This is a genomic window from Bartonella schoenbuchensis R1, assembly GCF_002022685.1.
Classification (GTDB): Bacteria; Pseudomonadota; Alphaproteobacteria; order Rhizobiales; family Rhizobiaceae; genus Bartonella; species Bartonella schoenbuchensis.
The window spans coordinates 1,591,984-1,616,136 of the sequence record NZ_CP019789.1 but is presented as its reverse complement, the minus strand read 5'-3'; the positions used below and the strand labels follow the sequence as shown (position 1 = coordinate 1,616,136).

The window sequence follows — 24,153 nt, the reverse complement described above, 5'->3', positions numbered from 1 at the left end:
ATCTGGCTTGTGAGTTAAGAAAAATTGAGTAAAAATACTTAAAAAGCGAGATATTCAATCAATGCTTAGCTTTTTTAAAGTTTCTTTCATTTTGTTATTTTATAATAAAAATGAGCGGGAGAAAAGAGACATTTATGGCAAAATTTTCAAAACCCAGAGCAAAACCACATTATACCGGTACTAACCGTAAAACACCTGTAATTGAGTGTGATGTGATAGATTGTGATTTAGAGCAAGAAACACAAAACTCAGCAGAATCAATGACAAAAGAAACACAAAGCAAACAAAAAGCAAAAGAAAGGAAGGCACCTGGTATTGCTTGGTTTCATTCATTGATTTTAATAGTTGTTGGCAGTTTTATCACCTTAAGTTTTTGGATAGGAATGCAATGGGCGGGTTTTCTTTCTCCTTTTTTGAGAAGCGAGCATATTAGGGGAGAGCAAGCTTTACAGATTGCTGAAATTGCAAAAAGCCAAGCTGAAGAAACAACGCGGCAATTGCATCATATTATCCAAGAACTTGATGCATTAAAGACGGCTTTTTCTATTTTTTCATCACAAGGTGAAAAGTCTCTTCAAAGGGGTGAGGCATCACAAGAAGAAAGTAAGGAAATTTTTGCGGCTTTAGAGAAAAAGGTTAATGCTCTTGAAGAGAATATACAAAATTTAGTTGCAATCTCACACGCTATTCATGAAGCTTTATTAGCTGGGCAGGGCAATACAAATGATTTTGCTGCATTAAAGCAACAAATAGACACTCTACGAGAAGAAATTGCTGCTAAGAGTGATGCAAAAGGGGGAATAGACCCTGAATTTTTAATGGCGATTAATGCTTTAAAAATGCAGTCGATCGGGGTGAACCTTATGCCAATGAATTGGAAATAATACAGCGTTTTTCACCTTCAGTTTCTGGGCTTGATCTTTTGCAAGAAACGGCAAATGCAGGTCTTCCAAGCACTGCTAAGCTTGCGGCTGATTTTTCTAGTATTGCAGATACGATTGTTGGGCAACAAAATATTGTTGCACCAGATGCTGGTTTTTTTGCACACATTTGGGCCTGGATAAAAAGTTTATTTGTTTTACGGCCAGTTGGAAATGTGGAAGGTGTGACGGTAGGTGCGATTGTAGCGCGGATGGAAATGGCCATTCAAGTTGGAGATTACGAAAAGGCTTTAGCAGAGTGGCAAACATTACCCCAAAGTGCTCAGGATATTTCGGTAGATTTTATGCAGCAGTTAAAACGGCATTTAACTGTTCAACGTGTTTTTCAGCAATTACTGATTTTTGTGCAACAAGGATCTTCTAAGGCTATAAAAATGTAAATGGGGCCAAGAATGATACGTGTTTTTATTTATATTTTTGTTGTTTGTGTTCTTGGTGCAGCTTTTGGGTGGGTTGCTAGTCATAATAGTGTTGTGACCATAACATTTATGCACACGCGATTATCTATTTCATTGTTAGCTTTTTTAAGTACATTTATTGTATTTTTGGGGATTTTATGGGGACTTTTGTATGTTGTTTGTTTTGCACCTGGGGCTTTTTACAATTATTTTTATACACGCCGTCAAAGACGTGGTCGTGAAGCCCTTTCACAAGGCCTTCTTGCAGCCTTTATTGGTGACCATCTAACAGCACAAAAAATGGAGACACGGGCGTTAAAGTATCTTGAAGAAAATTGTGAACCGTTAATAAAACTTTTACAAGCTCAAACTCTGGTTTTGCAAAAAGATTCTATTCGCGCCATTCACCTCTATGAGGAGATGAGACAAAAGAAATCAACAAAACTTGCTGGGCTTTATGGTTTGTTTCGTGAGGCTATGGATACGAAAACTTATGAAGCAGCACAGCACTATGCACAAGAGGCGTTTACTTTATCACCATCACTTGTGTGGGCTCATCAGGCTGTGCTTGATCGATTGAGTGCTGAGGGGCAATGGGATGAAGCACTGGATGTTTTTGAAAAAGTGCAAAAAGCTTTACCACGCTCTGCCCGTTTGACTGCAGAGCGCAATCATACCCATGCTCTGTTATTGAGTGGAAAGGCGCTTCATGTCTTTAAAATCCATCCTGTAAAAGCACGTAGCGCTATTTTAAAAGCACATAAGTTGGTACCTGATTTTGGACCGATAACGGTTATAACAGCTGGTATTCTTTATAAATTAAATGAAACCCGCAAGGCTGATAAAATAATCATTGAGGCTTGGAAGAAGGATCCTCATCCTGATTTTGGAGCACTTTATCTTGGCAGAGAAGAAAGAGCTGTTGGACGTTTGAAAAAAGCTAAAAAACTGGCTTCTTATAATAAAAACACTTTTGAATCAGCCTTTCTTATTGCTAAAGCTGCTTTAGATGCAGGTGAGTTAACGTTAGCAAGAGAACAAGCAAAAAAAGCACTAAATTATCACCCCGTGAAAGTGTGTATTTGTTGTTAGCAGATATTGAAGAGGTACAAGGAAATGATCAGGGGTTAGTGCATCAGTGGCTCTCTTTAGCACGCAATGCAGAACGTGATCCAACATGGATTTGTGATAATACTCTTTTTTCTTCTTGGTCAGCGGTTTCTCCAATAAGTGGGCGATTGGGCTGTTTTGAATGGAAAGCACCTCCTCGTCGGTTTCCTTTGACATTAGAAGCTGATGACATTGTACTGAAAAAAGAAGACAAACAAAATGTTACTGAAATAGCTTTTAAGGATAATCTCTTAAGCAAATGTCCACCTAAAGAAAGTGACAGCCCCTTTGAGGTTTACACAAACAAGCAGGATGAAGAAACACTCAATCAGATCCATTTAGATGTTGATGACTCAAACGTTAAAACAACGAAAAAAAAGGTTTCTGCATCAAAAAAGAAATTTCAATTATTTTAAATATTTTAAAGAGAAAAATTTAGAGTAAACTTTGTTGACAAGAAATTATTTTCTTGTTCTTTGGAAGCGCGTAGTTAAACTATATTGCTGCAATAATAACTAAAAAGAAATTTTTTGGCAAAAATGTATCTTGGCAAAAAACAAACAAATAGAAAACCAAGAATTGCAGTGGTTTTACATCGTCAATCTCCATGCATTGGCCGCTTGGGACAATTTCTGCAACAAAACGGTTTTGTTCTTGATACTTATTGCCCTATTGCAGGACAAAAGCTTCCCGATACATTGGAACATTACGCAGGTGTTGTCATTTTAGGTGGCCCGATGAGTGTCAATGACAGGGAAGCGTATATTCGTGAAGAAATTAATTGGATTTCTTTATCCATGAAAGAAAATAAACCTTTTTTAGGTATTTGTCTTGGAGCACAAATGTTAGCGCAAAATCTTGGTGGGCGTGTTTGTGCGAGAAGTGACAAAATTGTTGAAGTTGGTTGGTATCCACTAGAAGCAACACCTCAAGGTAGAGCGATTATGGATTGGCCTGAAATGGTTTATCATTTTCATGATGAAGGTATTTATGATTTACCTAAAGAGGCAGTTCTTTTAGCAAGTGGTCAAACATACCCTGTACAAGCTTTTCGTTATGGAAATAATGCGTGGGGTTTGCAGTTTCATGCTGAATTAACACGGGCTATGATGCAGCATTGGGTGGTGCGTTCAGCTAAAAAATTGACTAAAAAAGGTGCCCAACCTGCCTATGCACATTTACAAGGGCGTTTAATGTATGACAAAGCTTTGCGCCAGTGGTTTAAAAATGCATTGCAACAAATTTTTGGTGTTGCTGCCACTTAAATAAATTTAAAAATTATGTTTATTTTGAATAATGATCTTTGAAAAAGAAAATTTTCGTTTCGTTGGTATTCTATTATGGATATCAAAATAAGGGCTTTTGATGCTATATTGGCACATTTTGCTCTTCAAAACAGGCTTTTCATGAGGAAGGGAAAGGGAGAGTAGACTTATAGTTGAAGGGCTTGGAAAATTGCTACCGTTTCATTGTTTTTAAAAATCAGAGGTTTAAAGAAATATCTGTGCGCAAGACAATAGGGGGAAATTTTGAAATTTAGATATTTTTTAAGTGATGCTGATAACAGGATTTTGCATCTATTGGGTCTAAAAAGTATAATAATAGTATTTTAAATTAAGCGTGAGGGCAATAATTTATTAGGGTATGTTTCTTTTGATTTTCTATTTTTACGACATTCTTATTTTGTTGATCTTCTCAAAGTTGATAGGGCTTTATGAGTGAAGTTTCAATGATATGCCTCATTTCTTAAAAGCAGATGCGATAGTAGATGATAGAATTGATTGGAAACGGTATTTGTAGAGAAGAGATGTTTTTTCAGTATAGCCGATTAATTTTCATACAGATGGAGTATCTGGTGTAAATGGCTTCTTTCTTTTGATAATTAAGGATATTTGACACGCAAAATTTAAATTTCTGTTTTTTTGCATGCAAAATCCTTCTCTACTGTGTAAGTAGTTTGTTTTCTTGTACACAAAGCCCGTTTTTTAAGCTTTATTTTTTAGATAGCTCGAAGAGTTGCAAGCAGCCAGCTTATTGTCATTGTTATAGGTCACGTAAGAGTGAGTAAAACTGTGTTTTCAGCTTGGCTGCTTTGCACACCGCTTTAAGTTTGAAAAGCGGTGTTTTTGAGTTGTGCAATCATGTTAGCTGCAAAGGTAAAGCGAGAAATATTGAGATCACTTTCAATGAGAGCACCAATTCGGTTTGTTACATTGCAAATTTGATCTTCTTCTGTTTTGACCCATGCTGCAAGTGGATCATTTTTATCACCATAGTTTTTTAAGATTTTTATAACAATTTGCCGCACGTTTTCAGCAATATTTTCTTTAGCTTGGCTTAAGACCATACCATCATAATAATCAAGAACAGGAATTGTTTGACTGGCGTCATTAATGCGGTTTATGCGAATAATCTGAGTCAATGAAAAATAGATTTTTGCAGCTTTCGTAAGATCACTTTGGCTTTGTTTTGCGATTAAAGAAATATCACAAATCATTGGGGCAGCCTCAAGAAGAGCTAATTGTTTAGCTAAAGTATTTGGTATTACTTCTTCACTATATAATGCTACTTTTTCTGCAATTTTTTCATGTATATCTTCATTGTTGGAGTGCGTAAGCTGTTTTTCAATGGCTTTACGCGCTTGTTGAATTGTTGTCACAAGTTCTTCTAGTGATACAGATAAATCGATATTGAGCAATCCCCAATTGGTTGTTTCAAAAAGCATTGAGGTAATTGCTGCATAAAATTTATTTTGAACAACACCGGATATTTTATTGTCAAGATTATCAATTTGATCAGAAAGCTGAGGAATTTCAAATCCATCACGAATAGCAATGAAAACACGAATAATATTTTCAACCTTTTGTCCTGTTTTATCTTGCAGGCGACTAACAAAAGTAGGCCCTCCACGATTAACAATATCATTGGCAATGAGCGTGGCAATAATATCACGACGCAATTGGTGGTTGATAATTTCGTTTTTAAAGCTTTTTTGGAGTTGAGTTGGAAAATAGTTTAACAAGGTTGTATCAAAATAATGATTGTCAACAATGGAATTGTTAATGATTTCTTCTTGCAACGTTAATTTAGCATAAGCCAAAATAACAGCCAGTTCTGGGCGTGTAAGACTTTGACCTTGGGCCATTCTTTGGCGCAAAGTTTGATCATCAGGCAGAATTTCAACCCTGCGATCAAGCAGCTTTTTCTGTTCTAAATCATGTATAAAGCGGGCTTGGTAAGGTAGGTCAATAATGCCACGACTTTCAGCCAAAGAAAGGGCAAGAGTTTGCAGATAATTGTTGCGTAGAACTAATTGTTCAACTTGTGGTGTCATTTGTTTTAAAAGTGTATCACGTTCTTTACGCGTAAGCATTTGAGCACGCATTGCTGATGCAAGAACAATTTTGATATTCACTTCAAGGTCAGAACAATTGACCCCTGCGGAATTGTCAATGGCATCGGTATTACACCGCCCACCATTTAAGACATACTCAATACGACCACGTTGGGTAAGACCAAGATTGGCCCCCTCACCAATGACTTTGGCGCGTATTTGTTCGCCGGTAATGCGAAGTGCGTCATTAGCACGATCGCCCACTTGAGCATCGGTTTCTGTTATTGCACGTATGTAGGTACCAATGCCACCAAACCATAAAAGATCAACAGGAGCTTTTAAAATGGCTGAAATAATTTCAAAGGGTGTTCCTGTTTGTTTTTCAAAACCAATGGCTTGTGCAGCTTCAGGGGAAAGAGTAATGGTTTTGGCTGCTCGTGAAAAGATACCACCACCTTTTGACAATTTTGCTTTGTCATAATCTTGCCAACTTGAGCGGGGAAGTTGAAACAGACGCATACGCTCTGCATAACTTTCAGCTATATTGGGTTGTGGATCAATGAAAATATCGCGGTGATCGAAAGCTGCGATAAGTTTTGTTTGTTTGGACAGTAACATTCCATTACCAAAGACATCCCCTGACATGTCGCCAACGCCGACACAACTAAAGGGGGTTGTTTGAATGTCATGATCAAACAATTCCCTAAAATGTCTTTTAACAGCTTCCCACGCGCCTTTAGCCGTGATTCCAATGACTTTGTGGTCATAACCTGCTGATCCTCCAGAAGCAAAAGCATCATCAAGCCAAAAGTTATCTGCTTGGCTGATTGCGTTTGCAGTATCGGAAAAAGTTGCTGTGCCTTTGTCTGCAGCAACAACAAAATAAGGATCGTCACCATCATGGCGAATCACATTTTTGGGGGCACTTATTTTGCCATTGACGAAATTATCAGTAATGGAAAGCAAAGCTGTGATATAGTCAATATAGGCTTGTCTGGCTGCTTCTGCTACCACAGCGCGGTCGTTGGTTTGGGGAAGGTGGTGGGGATAGAAGCCACCTTTTGCACCCACAGGGACAATAACGGCATTTTTAACCTGTTGGGCTTTGACTAAATCTAATACTTCAGTACGGTAATCTAATGCGCGGTCTGACCAACGAATACCACCACGAGCAATAGAACCAAAGCGTAAATGGACCCCTTCTACTTCTGGTCCGTAAACAAAAATTTCTCGATAAGGGCGTGGTTCAGGTAAACCTTCAATTTGGCGTGGGTCTAGCTTGGTTGCCAAAATACGCCGTGGGTTACCATTTGGAAGGGGAACAAAAGCATTGGTCCGTAAGCTTGCAGCAATGAGATTGCGATAGCGGCGTAAAATGAGGTCATCATCCAAATTGGGGACCATCTGCAATTTTTCTTCAATACGCTGTTGAATGATTTGTTCGTTATTTTGGCGTTCTTTTTCTTGGTGGCTTGGATGAAACTTCAAATGAAACAAAGCGTAAAGATCTTTGGTAATGTCGGGATAAGCATTTAAAGTTTGAGCGACACGTTTTTGTGAATAAGGAATTCCAGCCTGTTGGAGATAGCGTCCATAATGGCGCAAAATAACGATTTCACGCCAATCAAGTTGAGCGGTTTGTGTTAAGGCATTAAAGGCATCATCATCGGCATTTTTAGCCCAAATGGCTTCAAAGGTTTCAGCGTGTTTTTGACCATTTTCATTAAGATCAATACAGGTTTGGAAAGCACTTTCCAGTTGCATATCATGAAGATACACATATTTCCCATGCCCATCTGGTAATTCAAGTGTTTGTTCAGCGATGACACGAAAGCCCATATTTTCAAGAAGTGGTACACGTATAGAAAGGGCAAGTGCTTCGTGGCGATGAAAAAGTCTGAGAGAAATGTTGCGTTTTTCTTTATGATGGGTGTGATAAAAAGTGACAAAAAGAGGCTTTTCATCATTAAGGCTTAAGATATGATCTGCGTCTGCAATGGCATCTTCAGCTGAAAATAAATCACGATAGCTGTTTGGGAATTGGCTTGCTAGAAGCGTTTGTTGTTCTGTTGCTTTGTGAGCAAGAGCCACAGCTTGAACATTATCTTCCCAGTTTCTTGTTATTGAGCGAACTTGTTGTTCAAGTATGGTGCGTTCAATAACAGGAGCACTGTGGTTTCCTTTGCGGTGAATGATATAGTGAATGCGAATGAGTGTGCTTTCTAGGAAGAGCGGGTAAGATTCAAAGAAATCACCTTCATAAGTTTCGACAAAATATGCGCCAATTTTTTCAGGAATATTACTGCTGTATTGATCACGCGGGACGTAAACAAGTATGGAAACGAAGCGTCCAAAAGAATCAGTGTGCGCAAGTACGCGCAAACGTGGACGTTCATCTAATTGCAAAATAAGTTCGGCATTTTCTGTTAAAGTATCAACATCAGAGCGAAACATTTCATCTCTTGGGTAAGTTTCTAAAACGTTGATAAGTGCTTTTCCAGAATAGTCAGCCTGATTGTATCCAAGGCGTTGAATAATGGTTTGTGCTTTTTCTTTTAAGAAAGGAATTTGCAAAACAGAACGGGTATAAGCAGAGGATGTGAATAGCCCTACAATGCGTAATTCCCCACATACACGCCCTTCTTTATCAAAAATTTTAATTCCAATATAATCTAACCAAATGGGACGGTGAATTTTTGAGCGGCTATTGGCTTTTGTTACAATAAGAAGGTCATCGCTTTCCATAAAGGATAAGACTTCTTTGGGGCGTTCTTCTACATGTGTATCGCCAATAATGCGAATGGAGGCATCTGTAAGAATACCCAATTCAATATTGCCAGCTTTCAAACTGTTTTGGGGTTCTTTGTTTTTAATAAAGTCATAAGTGCGCATTCCAAGGAAGATAAAATTATTATCTGTAAGCCAGTTGAGAAACTCAATGGTTTTTTCACCTTCTTTTTGGTAATTTTGCGGGAGGTTTGTTTGATAGGCGTGGATGTGCTTTTTAAGTTCCTCCAACATAGGTTTCCAGTCTTGCACAGCGGCATTGACTTGTTCAAGAACTAAGGTAAGCTCATCTTTGAGTGTTATGGCCTTTTGTTTGCTTAATGCTTCAATGTGAATTTGTATAAGGCTAATGCGTTGTCCAGAAGGGCAATCAAGAACAGGATGCGCAATTAAATAAATGTGGTTTGCGTGTTGATTAAAGACGTTTAAAACAGAATCAAGTAGGAAAGGTTTGTTATCATTGACAAGTGTGATAGCAGTTATAGGCTTGCTGCTACGTGTTAGCTCTTTTTGTTCAAAGCAAATGGTGCTTTTTCCTGCTTGATGTAAGCTGAGCGCTTTAGAAGCAATAGCCGCAGCTTTTTCGAGTTCATCTTTTTTATAACAAGCAATATCTTCTTTATCAGTATGGGCGAAAAGGATTTTTGCTAATTGTTTTTGATTGTTCTTGATATCTAATGCTTCTTGTTTTGACATAGTTATACTCCCCTTTTTGCTCTTGGTGACCTTTTCTCCTCACAAGAGCAGGTCGTTTATGCCATCTTTATACTGTACCATTTTATTTTTGAATGAATAGTTATTTATTCAGATAATTATAAAATTTTTTCGCAAGTTAGAGTAATGCTGTAAATTTTGGATAAATAGTTGGCGCAAGTAAAAGGATATTTTTATTGATATTTTTTCTATGAAAAAGTAACATGTTTTTAAAATATACACTAACAATAAATATAAAGATGACAGATCTTCCAGAAAGACTTTTAAACGGTTATCGGTCTTTTATGACCAATAATTTTTCGCAGCAGGCAGCGCGTTATAGGCAATTGGCAGAAGAAGGGCAAAAGCCTGAAATTTTGATGATTGCGTGTTGTGATTCGCGTGCAGCACCAGAAACAATTTTTGATGCCAGTCCTGGTGAAATTTTTGTTGTGCGCAATGTGGCAAATTTTGTTCCACCTTTTTCTCCTGGTGATCAATATGATGCAACAGCAGCAGCAATTGAGTTTGCAGTGCAGTCGCTGAAAGTTAAACACGTTGTTATTTTAGGTCATGGGCGTTGTGGGGGAATTAATATTGTTCTTGGTGAGGTGTATAAGCCCTTGTCATCGAACAATTGTATGGGGCTATGGATGGATCTTTTAGTCTCGGCGGGAAAAGGGGCTTGCTGTCGTGAATCGATGACTGAAACACAGCGACAGGCTGCGTTGGAGCATTTTTCTATTCGTTATTCGTTGAAAAATTTAGAGACATTTCCATGGTTAAAAGAACGTAAAGATCAGGGGCTTTTGACAGTTCATGGTGCTTGGTTTGATATTTCAAACGGTGAATTGTGGAGCTTAGAACAAGAAACAGGGCATTTTATGCGTGTTGAGGAAAAATTACTCACCCGGTCATAAATATCTTTAATATCTTTTTGTTGCCTAATCTTTGTGTGCAAAGGTAATTTATGATCAATCTTGACAAAGAGTAGTTTTTGTTGTTTGAAGAAACAAACATTCAGTGACAAGAATTAACTTGGAGCCACCGACTGGGACCCCACTTATTTTAAGGGTATAAAAAGATCCCAGAGGTCAACATCCGATAACGCGTTGCGTCCTCGGGTGCCATTTTGATTTGTTTGTTATGTGGTCAATGAGGTAGATGATGTTTGAATCCTTGCAGGAGCGTCTTGGTTCCATTCTGTCCAATTTGACAGGGCGTGGTGCTTTGTCAGATCAGGATGTTGCAACAGCGCTGCGTGAGATTCGTCGTGCTTTGTTAGAAGCTGATGTTGCACTGGATGTGGTGCGTTCTTTCACTGATAGGGTTCGTGAAAAAGCTGTTGGCTCTGCTATTGTTAAATCTATTAAGCCTGGCCAAATGGTTGTTAAAATTGTTCACGATGAACTTGTGAGCATGTTGGGTGATGAGGCTGTCCTTAGTGATCTAAACGCACCAGCACCAGTTGTTATTATGTTGATTGGTTTGCAAGGTTCGGGAAAAACAACTACGACAGCAAAGCTTGCAAAGCGTTTAACTGACAAACACAATAAAAAAGTTTTGATGGCGTCACTAGATACGCGCCGCCCCGCAGCACAAGAACAGCTTCGTCAATTAGGAGAGCAGGCGCAGCTTGCAAGCTTACCTATTATTTCTGGTCAATCTGCTGTTGATATTACTGCACGGGCAGTGCAGGCAGCAAAATTAGGCGCTTATGATGTTTTGCTTCTTGATACAGCAGGACGCAATCATCTTGATGATGCTTTGATGATTGAATTGGCTGAGATCAAGGCATTGTCGCTTCCTCATGAAATTATGTTGGTTGCTGATAGCCTTACCGGTCAAGATGCTGTTCATCTTGCGCGTTCTTTTGATGAACGGGTAGGCCTTACAGGAATTATTTTAACACGAATGGATAGTGATGGCCGCGGTGGTGCAGCACTTTCAATGCGCGCTGTTACAGGAAAGCCGATCAAAGCCATTGGGGTTGGTGAAAAAATAGATGCTTTGGAAGAGTTTCACCCTCATCGTATTGCAAATCGTATCCTTGGCATGGGGGATATTGTTTCTTTAGTTGAAAAGACTGCTGAAGCGATTGATCATGAAAAGGCGATGAATTTTGCAAAAAAGATGCAGGCTGGAAAATTTGACCTTAATGATCTTGCAGAGCAATTACAAAAAATGAAAAAACTTGGGGTATGGGCAGCATTATGGGAATGATGCCGGGTTTGGGAAAGATGAAAGAGCAAATAGCGGCTGCAGGTCTTAATGATCATCTTTTGAACCGCCAATTGGCTATTATTTCATCAATGACATTTGCAGAGCGTGCTAATCCTGAGATTTTGAAACATAGTCGTAAACAAAGAATTGCTAAAGGATCTGGTACAAGTGCTGCTGATATTAATAAGCTTTTGAAAATGCACCGTCAGATGGCTGATATGATGAAAGCTATGGGGGGAAAGGGCAAAGGCGGTTTGATGGGAAAAATGTTAGGAGGGCTTGGTTCCAAACTAGGATTTGGGGCTGGAGGTGTTCCTGGTAATATGCCTAATTTATCGGGAATTGATCCGGCACAGTTATCGGCGTTACAAAAGCAAATTAAAAATGGTAATTTAGGAGAGAAATTACCTGGTCTTCCTCAGAGTGGATTACCGTTTCCCGGTTTTCCCAGTGGCCTTTCTGGGAATGGGGGGAAATTACCTCCGCTTCCTAAGAAGAAATCGTAAAGCACAAGAAAAAAGGAAGCGTGATGCAAAAGAAAGTACCAGATGGTTTGACGCGTTTACAAACATCTATTGATAATTTTGGTGTGGCGCTGGTTCATATTTTAGCAAAATGCTTTTGCTGTGTACAAGCAATTGGAGAGTTAAAAGCTTGTTATGATTTATCTGCAGTTTATGTGACGTGTGAGCAAAGTAAGGTTGCAGGTTTGCGACAATTGTTTATGGACAATTGTTTTGAACCCGATTTTGCTGAAAAGTTTTTAAATTTCACCATTAGAAGTGATTTACCATAATAATCATTGCTGAAAGGCAAACAAACAAAGCAAATTAATTTAGATAAAAGTTAAAGTTGATCGGAGAAAAAGATGGCATTAAAAATTCGTTTGTCTCGTGGGGGCTCAAAAAAGCGTCCTTATTACCATATTGTTGTTGCGGATGTGCGTAGTCCGCGCGATGGGCGTTTTCTTGAGCGTGTTGGTGCGTGGAACCCCATGTTGCCTAAAGATCAACAGCGTGTAAAGCTAAACGAAGAACGTATTCAATATTGGCTTGGTCAGGGTGCTCAGCCGACAGATCGTGTTTTGCGGTTTTTAGATGCTGCTGGTTTGAAAAAACGCCCAGCACGTAATAACCCACACAAAGGTGAGCCTGGTAAAAAAGCACAAGAACGTGCTGCAGCAGCAAAGCAAGCTGCTGAAGAAGCATCAGCTTCAATTGCTGAAGAAACTGTATCAGAAGAAGTAGCTGTATCGCAAGAAGATGCTGTATCAAAAGAGGCGGCTGTATCAGGAGAAGCATAGGCGCTTTAAATCTCTTAACTTAAGAGAAGTGTTGTGAAAGCTTGTGTTTTAAGCAGGCAATCATTGCTTGTTTTTATCTGAAAGATGTTTGCTTGTCTTTTAAAAGGTGGTTTGTTTTTTAAGCCATTAATTTGAGCTTTTTAAAAGTCAATAGCGCGGCCTTTAATTTCCCAGTCTCCATAGCGTGCTGGGTCTTTTCCGCCGCGCCCACCATTTTCCAAAGGCATCTTTTCATGGAGTGCTTGTTTACGTCTTTGTGCAGCCTCTTTGAGGGCACGTTGTGCTTCTGGGGGAAGGGGGCGCTGCTTAAGGGAAGCTGCATTTTGTTTTGTTGCATCTTGTTTTATCGCCTTGTCTTTTTGGTCCATTTTATGCCTTTCTTCCATTGAAGAATCAAAAAATCCTTATCATATAGATATTATTACGCATTATCATGGAGTTTTAAAGCAATGAATATCCTGCGCACAACAATGCTTGTGGCTTTTATGACTGCACTTTTTATGGGAGTTGGTTATCTTATTGCAGGAAGCAATGGTATGGTTATTGCGCTTTTGATGGCAGGGGGCTTAAACTTTTTTTCTTATTGGAATTCAGATAAAATAGTTTTGCGTATGTATGGTGCGCGTGAAGTGGATCAGCGTTCGGCACCCGTTTATTATAAGATTGTGCGTGAATTGGCGCAAAGAGCTTCTCTTCCACAACCGAAGGTCTATATCATAGACAGTGGGCAACCCAATGCTTTTGCTACAGGACGCAATCCGCACAATGCAGCTGTTGTTGCAAGTACAGGGCTGTTAGAGCGGTTAAGTCTAGAAGAAATTGCTGGGGTCATGGCTCATGAGTTAGCGCATATTCAACATCGTGATACGTTGATTATGACTCTTAGCGCAACAATTGCAGGGGCAATTTCTATGCTTGGTAATTTTGCTTTATTGATGGGGGGGCAGCGTTCTTCTTCAGAGCATTCGCATGGTGCTGGGGTGCTTGGTAGTCTTATTGCTCTGTTTGTGGCGCCTTTTGCAGCTATGTTGGTGCAAATGGCTATTAGCCGTACACGTGAATATGCTGCTGATCGACGTGGAGCTGAAATATGCGGTAATCCCTTATGGTTGGCTTCAGCTTTGAGTAAAATTGCAGGTGGGGGACATATGGTGCATAATGAACAGGCAGAGCATAATCGGGCAACGGCTCATATGTTTATTGTTAATCCTTTGAAAGGTGAGGGAGCAGATAGCCTTTTTTCTACTCATCCAGCGACTACAAATCGTATTGCGGCTCTTTATAAGCAAGCTGAGGAAATGAATATATTCAAAGCCAAGAATATAAAAGAAGGTAAAAAGAGTATGTTTGGTGAAAAGGTGAGCGGTTTAGATTTAGAGAATGAAGATTTAAATTTTAGTGCTCAAAACGATGCTCTTAATCATCAGGAAAGGGGTGCTTTTCGGCGTACAACAGATCGTCCTTCTTGGCTTCGTCATCAGAATTTTAAAAAGCCTCGGTCATAGTGTTTTTAAAGGGGGAGGTGTAGAGGTGTTATTGTGCAAAATAAAAAAGCGGGATGTATGTCTGAAAAGAATATTCCGGGATTAGTTGTTCGCCAAGTTTGTGCCCGTCTTTTAGGTGTGGTGCTTGATAAGCATAAGTCTCTTTCTGGTTTGACCGATCATGAATATGGACATCCACATTATTTAAAGCTTTCACACCGTGATCGCCTGTTATGTCGGGCTATTTTAATGGCGGCTTTGCGTCATCGAGGTCAGATTACAGCTGCTTTATCGCGTTTTTTAAAACGGCCTTTGCCACTTCAAGCATTGTCGCTTCAGCATCTTTTACATATCAGTGCAGCACAAATTCTTTATCTTGATATTCCTGATCATGCGGCGATTGATTTGGCGGTGCAAATGGCTAAAATTGACCCACGTACACGCCGCTTTTCAGGGTTAGTGAATGCTATTTTACGTAATTTTGCACGTGAGGCGGTGTGTTTGCGTGTGCAAGAGCCAACCATTAAAGATGTTCCAGCTTGGTTTGGGCAGCTTTTGGTGTCAACATATGGGGTTGATAAGGCGCATCAGATTTTAGCGATACAAAATAATGCACCATCGCTTGATTTGACTGTAAAATCAGACAGTATTGGTTGGGCAAAGCGGCTTGGGGGTGTTGTTTTGCCTAATGGTTCAATTCGGCTTGGCGCTTTGGATGGTTCTGTGGTTAATTTACCAGGATATGCGCAAGGGGCTTGGTGGGTTCAAGATTTTGCAGCAGCATTACCTGCTTGTTTGTTAGGAGATATTCGTGGCAAACGGGTTGTTGATTTTTGCGCAAGCCCTGGTGGGAAAACGGCTCAATTGGCTTTGCAAGGGGCAGATGTGACAGCTGTTGAGAGTTCGGCTAATCGGTTAGAGCGTTTAAAAGAAAATATGGAACGTCTTCATTTGTCAGCCCATTATTGGACTGGTGATATGAGAGATTTTTATTCTGAGCAGCTTTTTGATGCGGTTCTTCTTGATGCACCTTGTTCTTCTACGGGGACGATACGCCGTCATCCAGATATTTTATGGACTAAATCGTCTGATGATATCACCAAATTAGCGGCTGTGCAGTATGATCTTCTTTTGGCAGCAATTGCTTTTGTAAAGAAGGGTGGGTGCATTATTTTTTCTAATTGTTCATTGGCAAGACAAGAGGGGGAAGACCTTATTAAAAAGATTTTGTCTACGCGTGATGATATTATTTTAGAACCCATTTTAGCAGAAGAGATGGGTTCTATGAAGCATTTGCTCTCTTCTGATGGTACTTTGCGCACAACGCCTGCTGATTGTTGCTATGATAATTGTGATGTTGAAGACCCGCTGTTATTTGGAATGGATGGTTTTTTTGCAGCACGTTTACGCAAGGTGGCTTAATTAACGTTTCATTTACGTAAATCGCCGACATTCATTGTGTTTGATAAAGAAATGATTGAGCATTTTGTTTGATAAAGAATGGCTGGAGAGATAAGTGTGGCGATTGCGGTGGGAAGTCATCAGGTAAAGACATCAGTTTTTGTGTATAAGGTGTTACAATCTCTACGGCGTTTATGGGTGGGGCCTTTATTTCGTTGGCGATTTTTGGGTTTTCATCCGCAAAGAATTTTAGCCCATCCCATTGATTTGCACTTAGCTGATTCAAAAGTAGCACATGAATTTTACCATGGCCGTTTTGCTTTTGCTGGTCGGGTTGTTCAGTCTGGTTCTCTTTCGCCTTTTTCATTAGTTCCACCAACGCCAGAATGGGAAGCAGCACTTCATGACTTTCATTGGCTGCGGCATATGACGCCAGCACGCAACCCATTAGCTATAGCACATGCGCGCTCTTTATTAGAAGATTGGCTTGATCATAGTGATAAGAAAATAAAAGGGCTTTCTTGGAGTGGGGGGGTTGTTGCACGACGTTTGATTTCATGGATTTGTCATTCGCAAATATTGTTGGAAGGTGCAAGTGAACAGTTTAAAAAGCGTTTTTTGCATTCGCTTGGTTTTCAATTTCGTTATTTGCGTATATTGATTCACAGTATGGAAGAAAATGATCAACGCTTACAAGCGGCGATCGCTTTGGTATTTTCTTCTTTGGCTTTGCCTGTTTGTGCTGCCACAAGGAAGAAAATGCAAACCTATCTTATCCGTGAGCTTTCACGTCAAATTCTTGTCGATGGGGGGCATATTTCACGCAGTCCTGCTATTTTGCTCAGTTTACTGTTGGATTTATTATCTTTGCGTGATCTTTACAAACATAGCAATGAAACACTGCCACGTGTTTTAATTGATTCAGTTGAACGTATGTTACCAGCTTTGCGGTTTTTTATCCATGAAGATCAAACACTTGCACATTTTAATGGGGTTGGTCCTGTTATGTCGGGGCATCTATCGGCTATTTTAGATTTTGATGAAACAGGGGCAAATCCTTTTAGTTATGCGCGTTATTCTGGTTTTCAGCGTTTACAGGCCAATCAAACAACTGTACTTGCAGATACGGGAAAATTTCCACCACATTTTGCTTCAGAATATGCTTGTTCGGGATGTTTATCATTTGAGATGTCTTCTCAAGGAAACCGCTTTATTATCAATGCGGGTATTGCTCCTTATGGGGGGAAGAGTATCGGCATTTCGGGCGTGTTACAGCGGCACATTCAACAGCAACAATCAATGATTGTTCGGTGGGCATTTTTCGCAAAAAAAAGAGCAAAAATACTTCCCTGTTGCTTGAAGGACCGACGGATATTAAAGTGCAACGTATAGAAGAAGCAGAAAAGATTGGTTTTATTGCATGCCATGATGGGTATGTGCGACCTTTTAATCTTATTCATGAGCGCGGTCTTACTTTAACGACAAATGGGGCGATTATTGAAGGGTTTGATCGCTTTTTCATGCCGCATACTGCTCACTCAAATGGTCATAGGGCTGATTGCAATGAGTCTCATTGTGTTGCCGTTCGGTTTCATCTTCACCCCGAAGTTGAGGTCATTCATAATGGGGACAGTGTGCATTTGGCTGTGGAAGGTAAGAAGATGTGGCATTTTATGTCACCTGATACGGATATTTCTTTAGAAGATTCGATTGATTTTGCTGAATTAACGGGCCCACAACGCACGCAGCAAATTGTTTTATATTTCCGCCCTGCGTTGACAGAAAAAATTCATTGGCGTTTTGTTCGTCTTGAGTCAGAATAGGAATATGCTGCACTGATGACGGCATGAAGGTGGTTTTATTATTGATGGATTTCAGAATTTTAAGCATTATGTTCTTTCAGTTTTTTGGAAAAGGCATATATTATTGTAGTAATACATTATAAATTTGCTTGAATTTTAATCATTTTATTTTTAGAATCTTCCTTATGGCTGCTATTTCAAAAAATTATTCTGCGCCTGATCTTCATCAGGTTCGTCGTGCTCTTCTTTCTGTTTCTGATAAAACTGGTTTGGTGGAGTTTGCACAAGCGCTTCACGCTTATGGGATTGAGCTGATTTCAACGGGGGGGACATCCAAAGCATTAAAGGATGCTGGTTTACCGGTAAAAGATGTTGCTGAGGTAACAGGATTTCCGGAAATTATGGATGGGCGTGTTAAAACACTCCACCCATTAATTCATGGTGCTTTATTGGGCATTAGAAAAGACCCAGACCATGCAGCTGCTATGGAAGAACATGGTATTTGTGGGATTGATCTTGTTGTGGTTAATTTATATCCTTTTGAAGCAACAATTCAATCGGGGGCAGATTCACAAACGATTCTTGAAAATATTGATATTGGTGGCCCAGCGATGATTCGCGCAGCGGCTAAGAACCATGCTTATACGGGTGTTGTGACATCAGTTTGTGATTATGATTTGGTTTTGGATGAATTAAAGAAACATAATGGGTGTTTAAGCTTTTTATTGCGTCGTCAATTAGCAGCACGTGCTTATGAGCACACAGCTTCCTATGATGCAGTAATAGCGGCTTGGTTTGCACAAGATTTAAAAGTTGAAATGCCATCTTGGCAGAATTTTTCCGGTCATCTTGATAGTGTGATGCGTTATGGGGAAAATCCGCATCAACGGGCAGCGTTTTATCATACGCGTGATAAACGTTTTGGGGTTGCAACCGCAACGCTTTTACAGGGTAAAGAACTTTCTTATAATAATATGAATGATGCAGATGCAGCATTTGAGCTTGTGGCAGAATTTGATCCTTGTAGAACCGCTGCTGTTGCTATTATTAAACATGCCAATCCTTGTGGTGTTGCAGAAGGGCAGAGTTTAAAAGAAGCTTATTTAAATGCTTTAAGATGTGATAACATATCAGCATTTGGTGGGATTGTTGCTTTAAATCGCCCTTTAGATGAAGAGTGTGCAGGAGAGATTGTTAAGCTTTTTACGGAAGTAATTATTGCTCCTGATGCGACAATGGGGGCACGTGAAATCATTGCACAGAAAAAAAATCTCCGCTTATTGATAACGGGGGGGGTGCCTAATCCACGTTCTGAAGGGCTGATTTTTAAAACACTTTCAGGGGGAGTTTTAGTACAGTCGCGTGATAATGCGGTGGTTGAGGATTTAAAACTCCAGGTGGTAACGAAGCGGGCACCAAGCCAAGATGAGATGCGTGATCTTCAGTTTGCGTTTCGTGTTGTTAAACATGTTAAGTCAAACGCTATTGTTTATGCAAAAAACAGTGCAACAGTGGGTATTGGTGCTGGCCAAATGAGCCGTCTTGATTCAGCTAAAATTGCAGTTCATAAAGCTGAAGAAAACGCAAAAGGAATGGGTTTAACAGAGCCTTTAACCAAGGGATCTGTTGTTGCATCAGATGCGTTTTTTCCCTTTGCTGATGGTTTATTGTCAGCTGCTGAAGCTGGTGTGAGTGCAGTTATTCAACCAGGTGGGTCAATGCGCGATAAGGAAGTTATTGCAGCGGCTGATGCGCATAACTTGGCAATGGTTTTTACAGGTGTGCGCCATTTTCGCCATTAAAGCGTATGGCTTTTTATTTGTTTTTGTTTACCAGTCGAATGAAGGAAATTTGGCAATATGCTCCTATGCTATAAACGCACGACAGTTATGTGATTATAGCACAACTTATTTGTGAAATTTGCTCTATCTTATGGATCTCAAGAATTTAACGTAAGATTTGGGTAAAAAACATGAACATTCTACAGTCTTTTGGTTCTTGGCGCCGTTATCGTCGGACAGTTAAGGCATTAAATAATCTTTCAACATATGAACTTAATGATCTTGGTATTAATCGGGGTGATATTCGTTCAATTGCGTGGCGTTTTTCGCGCAAATCTCTTTGATGTTTGTTTTTGATAAAGCACTATTTACACGTGATCACTTGGGTGTGAAATTTAAAGGGGGTGTTTTGATGCGGGGTTTGTGTTTTCCTCTATTGTAGAAATAGGGGAAGAGGGCAAAAAAGAGAATTGTTTTCCTATCAGCTTTACAAGTTCAAGTTTATGAATGATGTTTCTTTGAAAAGAAACCGAGTAAAGTCTATAATTTTCAGCACAATATGATGATATCTTAAGTAATGCATGCTCTTTTTAAAAGAGGGGGGTATTTGAGTATTTATTTTATGAGATGGGGATATTTGAGGGTTTTATCTTTTTTAGTTATTATATTTTGAAAGCAGAAAAAAAGATGCACCCAAAACACCAGCTGCTAAAATGAACCATGTGAGAGCATAGCTAAGGTGATTATTGTTAAAATGCACAACTGTTAGACCGACAATAGGAAGATTTCCTTGTGTGGCTATTTTTTGTGTAACATCAATAAAATAAGGGGCTACATTGGAAAGCCCTAGCTTTTGGGCCATGGCGGGGAGTTGGCGTGTATACCAGAGATTTTGATCAGGGTTATTTTTGCGTGGAAATATTCCCTCTCCTTCGCTCATACGTAAAAAACCGGTGATCGTAGTCTGCTCTGTATTCGTGGAAGAATGGGGATGAGGTGGGGTGTTTTCTTGCTCAAAGTGGTGGCGTGCATCCATAGGAATGAAACCACGGTTTACAAAGGTTAGAGTATTATCTGCTGTTTGTAAGGGTGTTAAAACCCAATAACCAGTGGCATCTTGAGTGAGGGCTGTTATAAGAATATTGTTGTCTGTTAAGAGCTTTCCGGTAAGTGTGACGGGGCGATATTCATCTTTATCAAAAGTAACATGCTCCCATTGATCTTGGGAGGGAGCTTTGATGGGGGGTAAATGAATGCGCTGATTAGCACTGGCAATAAGATTCGTTTTCCAGTTTAGCCGTTGCATTTGCCAGACGCCTAGTGCACTGAAAAGCAAAAAAAAGCTTATACATAAAATGCCAAGCAGAATAGAAAAAAAACTTATATTTTTGTTGTGTGATTCTGTTGGAGATTGTTTCATTTTAGTCATCAATTCTCTTTTAGCATGTTCAGCGTTTAAAGAAAATATTTTATGTGTTTTTTTCAAAAATGAGTAACATATCTGTCAAAAAGACAGTAATATTGGTAATCACGCGAAAAAAATATGGTTGATATTGGTGATGGAACTGCAAAATTGACAAAATAAGTATCAATAAGCATTGATAAATATCAAAATGCTTGACCTTTTAGTGCTAACACCTTATAAACCCGACATTTCCAATGATGCTTGTTCAAGGCTAAATTTGGTGTGCTTGGCACCCGTTTTGTATTGCTGGATTTGGAATTTAAAAGTTTCTTAAAGTTTAAAGGTGAAGTCTATGTCTCGTGCCTGCGAATTAACAGGAAAAGCTGTCCAGTATGGGAATAATGTTAGCCATGCCAATAATAAAACGCGTCGTCGTTTTTTGCCAAATCTTTGCAATGTGACATTAATTTCGGAAGTGCTTCAGCAAAGTTACCGTTTACGTATTTCAGCGCATGCTTTACGTTCAGTTGAACATCGTGGTGGTCTTGATTGCTTTTTGGTGAAAGCTGATGATAAAGAGTTGTCGCAACGTGCGCGTTTATTAAAACGCCAGATCATGAAGAAAAAAGCTGAACAAGCTGCTTGATTGATTTTGATTCAAAGCAGAATTTAAAATGTTTGCTCTTATTTTTTAAGGGTGAGATTTTAAATCTGTGGGTGTTTAGCTTATACTACTGATTGATTCGCGTTTATACCTCAGGTTACAAGGAATGTTTTCAACCTGTAAATCTTTAGCAGAGCAGCAAAGAAAAAAGCATATTGTTTTTGCAAGTTTTGCAATGTGTTTGGCGGTGACTGCTTCCAATATTTTGGTTCAATATCCTATCTATTGGTTTGATTTGAATGAAATCTTGACCTATGGGGCTTTTACCTATCCAATTGCTTTTCTGATTAATGATTTAACGAATCGTTTTTATGGTCCAGCTGCGGCGCGACGTGTGGTGTATGCTGGTTTTATAACGGCTTTTTTTGTTTCTTGGGTATTAGTTACGCCACGGCTTGCCATTGCTTCTAGTATGGCATTTTTATTTGCGCAATTACTGGATATTTTTGTTTTTACACCTTTGCGACGTAAAACATGGTGGAAGGCACCTTTAGCAGCAGCATTGGCTGGCTCAGCTTTGGATACGGTATTGTTTTTTGCTATTGCTTTTTCTAGTCATTTTAGTTTTATCGATCACATGACAGGTTATGTTGATAGTTCTATCTTGGATAAAACAATATTTTTTGGGTTTGACGTTCCAGTTTGGTTCTCACTTGCTTGTGGTGATTTTTCAGTTAAAATAGTGATGAGTCTGGTTATGCTTGTGCCTTATGGTACAATTTTGAGAAGTTTTAGAGTTTCACTTTTATCAGAGAACTAAAAAGAAAGCTTTTCGTTAGTTTTTTTAAGATTTATCATCAATTCATAAATATGATCAGATTTTTAGTGTATTTGTGGAAATAAAGGGCATTTGAAATGTGCTTTATTTATGTGTTTGGTGCATGCAAATCATTTATCGTGGATGTTTATCTTTTGAAAATATTGTGTGAGCGATTAGTTTTTTTAGGGTCAAAGAGTGTTGCTAATTGTTTTGTCATGGCATCTGCTAGTTCTTCAGCGTTGACGATTGTCACAGCGCGTTGGTAATAACGTGTGACATCATGACCAATGCCAATGGCAATTAATTCTATAGGTGAATGTGTTTGGATTTCTTGAATGACAGCGTGCAAATGCTTTTCAAGATAAGAACTAGGATTAACAGAAAGTGTTGAATCGTCAATTGGTGCACCATCAGAAATGACCATGAGGATACGGCGAGATTCGTGTCGTGATAGAAGGCGCTGATGCGCCCAAATGAGTGCTTCACCATCAATATTTTCTTTGAGCAATCCTTCCTGCATCATTAGGCCTAAATTACGTCGGGCACGGCGCCATGGTGTATCGGCACTTTTGTAGATGATATGGAGCAGATCATTTAAACGCCCTGGATTGTCAGGTTTATTTTGGTTGTTCCATTCTTCCCGGGCTTGACCGCCTTTCCAAGCTTTAGTGGTGAAGCCTAAAATTTCGACTTTGACTTTGCAGCGTTCAAGTGTTTGCGCTAAAATATCAGCACAACTTGCTGCAACAGTAATTGGTCGTCCTCGCATTGATCCTGAATTATCAATGAGCAATGAGACAACTGTATCACGAAAGTGTGTATCGTGTTCTCTTTTAAAAGAAAGCGATTGCATGGGATCGATAATGAGGCGTGCAAGTCGTGCTGTATCCAGATGTCCTTCTTCAAGATCAAAATGCCAAGAACGATTTTGTTGTGCCATAAGACGGCGTTGCAGGCGGTTTGCTAAGCGTCCGACAATGTTTTGGAGATGATTTAATTGTTTATCAAGGCAGTGGCGTAAATGATCTAATTCGCTTTCTGAACAAAAATGAGTCGCTTCTGAAATTTCATCAAATTGACGCGTGAAAATTTTATAATCAGCAAGTTTCTCCATTGGCTGAGAAACATCAGAAGAGCATTTGAATTTCCTTTGTTCTTTTTGCCAAGTATTTTCCTGTTTTTTTTGGGTTGTATCATCATCGCTTAATTGGGTGTTTCGTGTGTTCTCTTTATCATATCTATCATTGTTTTGGTCAGTTGTTTTTTGTTCTTTATTTTGAGAGTATTTTGCGCTTTCACTTTCTTCTTTATCTGGGCTTTTGGTTTCAAGATCATTGTTTGGTTTTCTACTGCGTTCCCTCTTGGAATTTTCATTCAATTGGTCGGTAATTTTCAATGCAATAAGCATTTGATGAGCAATATGTGCAAAAGCTTTTTGGTTATAAATATGATATGTAAGCTCACGCAGTTCTGTTGCAGCTTTTTGTTCAATTGATTGACGCCATAATTCCAATATGGGTTCAGCTTCTTGGGGAGGGGGGCGTTTTGTTATCTTTTCACGCAGTAAAAGTGCAAGTGCATCTTCTAAAGGCGCTTCACTTTGATGGCGCACCATTTGGTAATGGGTTTTTTGGTATTTATCGGCGAGCATTGTATCAAGATTTTGAGCAATTCCTTCCATTGCTAAGGTGCCGATTGCTTCAACGCGTGTTTGCTCAAGAGCATCAAAAATAGCACGTGCTTCTGGTTGTGTTGGAGCAAACTTGGCATGAATATGGGGATCATGCCATGCTTTGTGTAGTGCTATGCAATCTCCCAATGCACGGGTAATGGTGACATCTTTTTGTGTTATGTGTGGTGGTAATATTGATGGGTGGACATAATTGTCGTTTGTAGATGATTTGCTTTTGTTAAAAGTGACTTCAAAATTGCATGTGCTAGAAAGTGTGCGGGTACAGATAGAAACGGCTTTTTTAAAAGCTGCAATGTCAAACTTACCATTGGGAGAGTGGTTTATTTGATGTTTGCTGTTGTCACCAACTTCTGTCGTCATAATTGACGCATTCC

Annotated in this window: 16 protein-coding genes and 3 pseudogenes; 15 read left to right on the top strand and 4 right to left on the bottom strand. The window is 39.4% G+C overall.

What is annotated here, in order from left to right; all coding sequences use genetic code 11:
• Positions 1-134 precede the first annotated feature (134 nt).
• The 4 genes and pseudogenes from BscR1v2_RS08530 to BscR1v2_RS07255 all read left to right on the top strand — a co-directional run bounded on the left by BscR1v2_RS08530 (position 135) and on the right by BscR1v2_RS07255 (position 3,714).
• On the top strand, positions 135-884 hold the full coding sequence (locus BscR1v2_RS08530) for a hypothetical protein (RefSeq protein ID WP_335617877.1): 750 nt from the start codon (positions 135-137) through the stop codon (positions 882-884).
• Positions 875-1,321 carry a COG4223 family protein gene (locus tag BscR1v2_RS08525; protein ID WP_335617876.1) on the top strand — a complete coding sequence of 149 codons (447 nt, stop codon included), beginning with the start codon at positions 875-877 and terminating at the stop codon, positions 1,319-1,321. Before BscR1v2_RS08530 ends, BscR1v2_RS08525 begins: the two co-directional genes overlap by 10 nt.
• A 12-nt stretch (positions 1,322-1,333) precedes the next feature.
• Positions 1,334-2,865: pseudogene (locus BscR1v2_RS07260) on the top strand (heme biosynthesis HemY N-terminal domain-containing protein).
• 123 nt (positions 2,866-2,988) lie between these two features.
• A complete protein-coding gene (locus BscR1v2_RS07255) occupies positions 2,989-3,714 on the top strand; it encodes a glutamine amidotransferase (protein ID WP_078690344.1) in 726 nt (241 codons plus the stop codon).
• 839 nt (positions 3,715-4,553) lie between these two features.
• On the opposite strand, the gene BscR1v2_RS07250 is transcribed toward BscR1v2_RS07255, so the two are convergent.
• A complete protein-coding gene (locus tag BscR1v2_RS07250; RefSeq protein ID WP_078690237.1) occupies positions 4,554-9,266 on the bottom strand; it encodes an NAD-glutamate dehydrogenase in 4,713 nt (1,570 codons plus the stop codon).
• Between the two features lie 257 nt (positions 9,267-9,523).
• On the opposite strand from BscR1v2_RS07250, the gene BscR1v2_RS07245 reads away from it, so the two are divergent.
• From BscR1v2_RS07245 to rpsP, 4 genes and pseudogenes are all read left to right on the top strand, one after another.
• Complete coding sequence (locus BscR1v2_RS07245) at positions 9,524-10,183, top strand: carbonic anhydrase (protein WP_078690343.1); 660 nt, start codon at positions 9,524-9,526, stop codon at positions 10,181-10,183.
• A 247-nt stretch (positions 10,184-10,430) separates the two neighbouring features.
• Positions 10,431-11,992, top strand: a pseudogene (gene ffh, locus BscR1v2_RS07240) (signal recognition particle protein).
• Positions 11,993-12,015: 23 nt separating this feature from the next.
• Positions 12,016-12,282: a chorismate mutase family protein gene (locus BscR1v2_RS07235; protein ID WP_078690236.1), complete on the top strand. Its 267-nt coding sequence runs from the start codon at positions 12,016-12,018 to the stop codon at positions 12,280-12,282.
• Positions 12,283-12,354: 72 nt separating this feature from the next.
• Positions 12,355-12,789 carry a 30S ribosomal protein S16 gene (gene rpsP / locus BscR1v2_RS07230; RefSeq protein ID WP_078690235.1) on the top strand — a complete coding sequence of 145 codons (435 nt, stop codon included), beginning with the start codon at positions 12,355-12,357 and terminating at the stop codon, positions 12,787-12,789.
• A gap of 140 nt (positions 12,790-12,929) precedes the next feature.
• Here rpsP and BscR1v2_RS07225 read toward each other — a convergent pair whose 3' ends face one another.
• Positions 12,930-13,157, bottom strand: a complete 228-nt coding sequence (locus BscR1v2_RS07225) for a DUF1674 domain-containing protein (RefSeq protein WP_078690234.1) — start codon at positions 13,155-13,157, stop codon at positions 12,930-12,932.
• An 81-nt stretch (positions 13,158-13,238) separates the two neighbouring features.
• On the opposite strand from BscR1v2_RS07225, the gene htpX reads away from it, so the two are divergent.
• From htpX to BscR1v2_RS07200, 5 genes and pseudogenes are all read left to right on the top strand, one after another.
• A complete protein-coding gene (gene htpX, locus BscR1v2_RS07220; protein ID WP_078690233.1) occupies positions 13,239-14,294 on the top strand; it encodes a zinc metalloprotease HtpX in 1,056 nt (351 codons plus the stop codon).
• 33 nt (positions 14,295-14,327) lie between these two features.
• The gene (locus tag BscR1v2_RS07215; protein ID WP_078690232.1) at positions 14,328-15,695 is read left to right on the top strand and encodes an RsmB/NOP family class I SAM-dependent RNA methyltransferase; all 1,368 of its coding nucleotides are present in this window, start codon (positions 14,328-14,330) and stop codon (positions 15,693-15,695) included.
• Between the two features lie 78 nt (positions 15,696-15,773).
• A pseudogene (locus BscR1v2_RS07210) lies at positions 15,774-17,497 on the top strand (heparinase II/III family protein).
• 164 nt (positions 17,498-17,661) lie between these two features.
• On the top strand, positions 17,662-19,278 hold the full coding sequence (gene purH, locus BscR1v2_RS07205) for a bifunctional phosphoribosylaminoimidazolecarboxamide formyltransferase/IMP cyclohydrolase (protein ID WP_078690231.1): 1,617 nt from the start codon (positions 17,662-17,664) through the stop codon (positions 19,276-19,278).
• A 170-nt stretch (positions 19,279-19,448) separates the two neighbouring features.
• Positions 19,449-19,601 carry a DUF1127 domain-containing protein gene (locus BscR1v2_RS07200; protein ID WP_010704399.1) on the top strand — a complete coding sequence of 51 codons (153 nt, stop codon included), beginning with the start codon at positions 19,449-19,451 and terminating at the stop codon, positions 19,599-19,601.
• Positions 19,602-19,912: 311 nt separating this feature from the next.
• Here BscR1v2_RS07200 and BscR1v2_RS07195 read toward each other — a convergent pair whose 3' ends face one another.
• The gene (locus BscR1v2_RS07195; RefSeq protein ID WP_078690230.1) at positions 19,913-20,686 is read right to left on the bottom strand and encodes an SURF1 family protein; all 774 of its coding nucleotides are present in this window, start codon (positions 20,684-20,686) and stop codon (positions 19,913-19,915) included.
• A gap of 328 nt (positions 20,687-21,014) precedes the next feature.
• Here BscR1v2_RS07195 and rpmB point away from each other — a divergent pair, with 328 nt between their 5' ends.
• Positions 21,015-21,308 (top strand): 50S ribosomal protein L28, encoded by a 294-nt coding sequence (gene rpmB / locus BscR1v2_RS07190; RefSeq protein WP_007476415.1) that lies wholly within the window; start codon positions 21,015-21,017, stop codon positions 21,306-21,308.
• Positions 21,309-21,432: 124 nt separating this feature from the next.
• Positions 21,433-22,086 (top strand): VUT family protein, encoded by a 654-nt coding sequence (locus tag BscR1v2_RS07185; protein WP_078690229.1) that lies wholly within the window; start codon positions 21,433-21,435, stop codon positions 22,084-22,086.
• A 145-nt stretch (positions 22,087-22,231) separates the two neighbouring features.
• Here BscR1v2_RS07185 and cobT read toward each other — a convergent pair whose 3' ends face one another.
• Positions 22,232-24,139, bottom strand: a complete 1,908-nt coding sequence (cobT, locus tag BscR1v2_RS07180; RefSeq protein ID WP_078690228.1) for a cobaltochelatase subunit CobT — start codon at positions 24,137-24,139, stop codon at positions 22,232-22,234.
• Between the last annotated feature and the right edge of the window lie 14 nt (positions 24,140-24,153).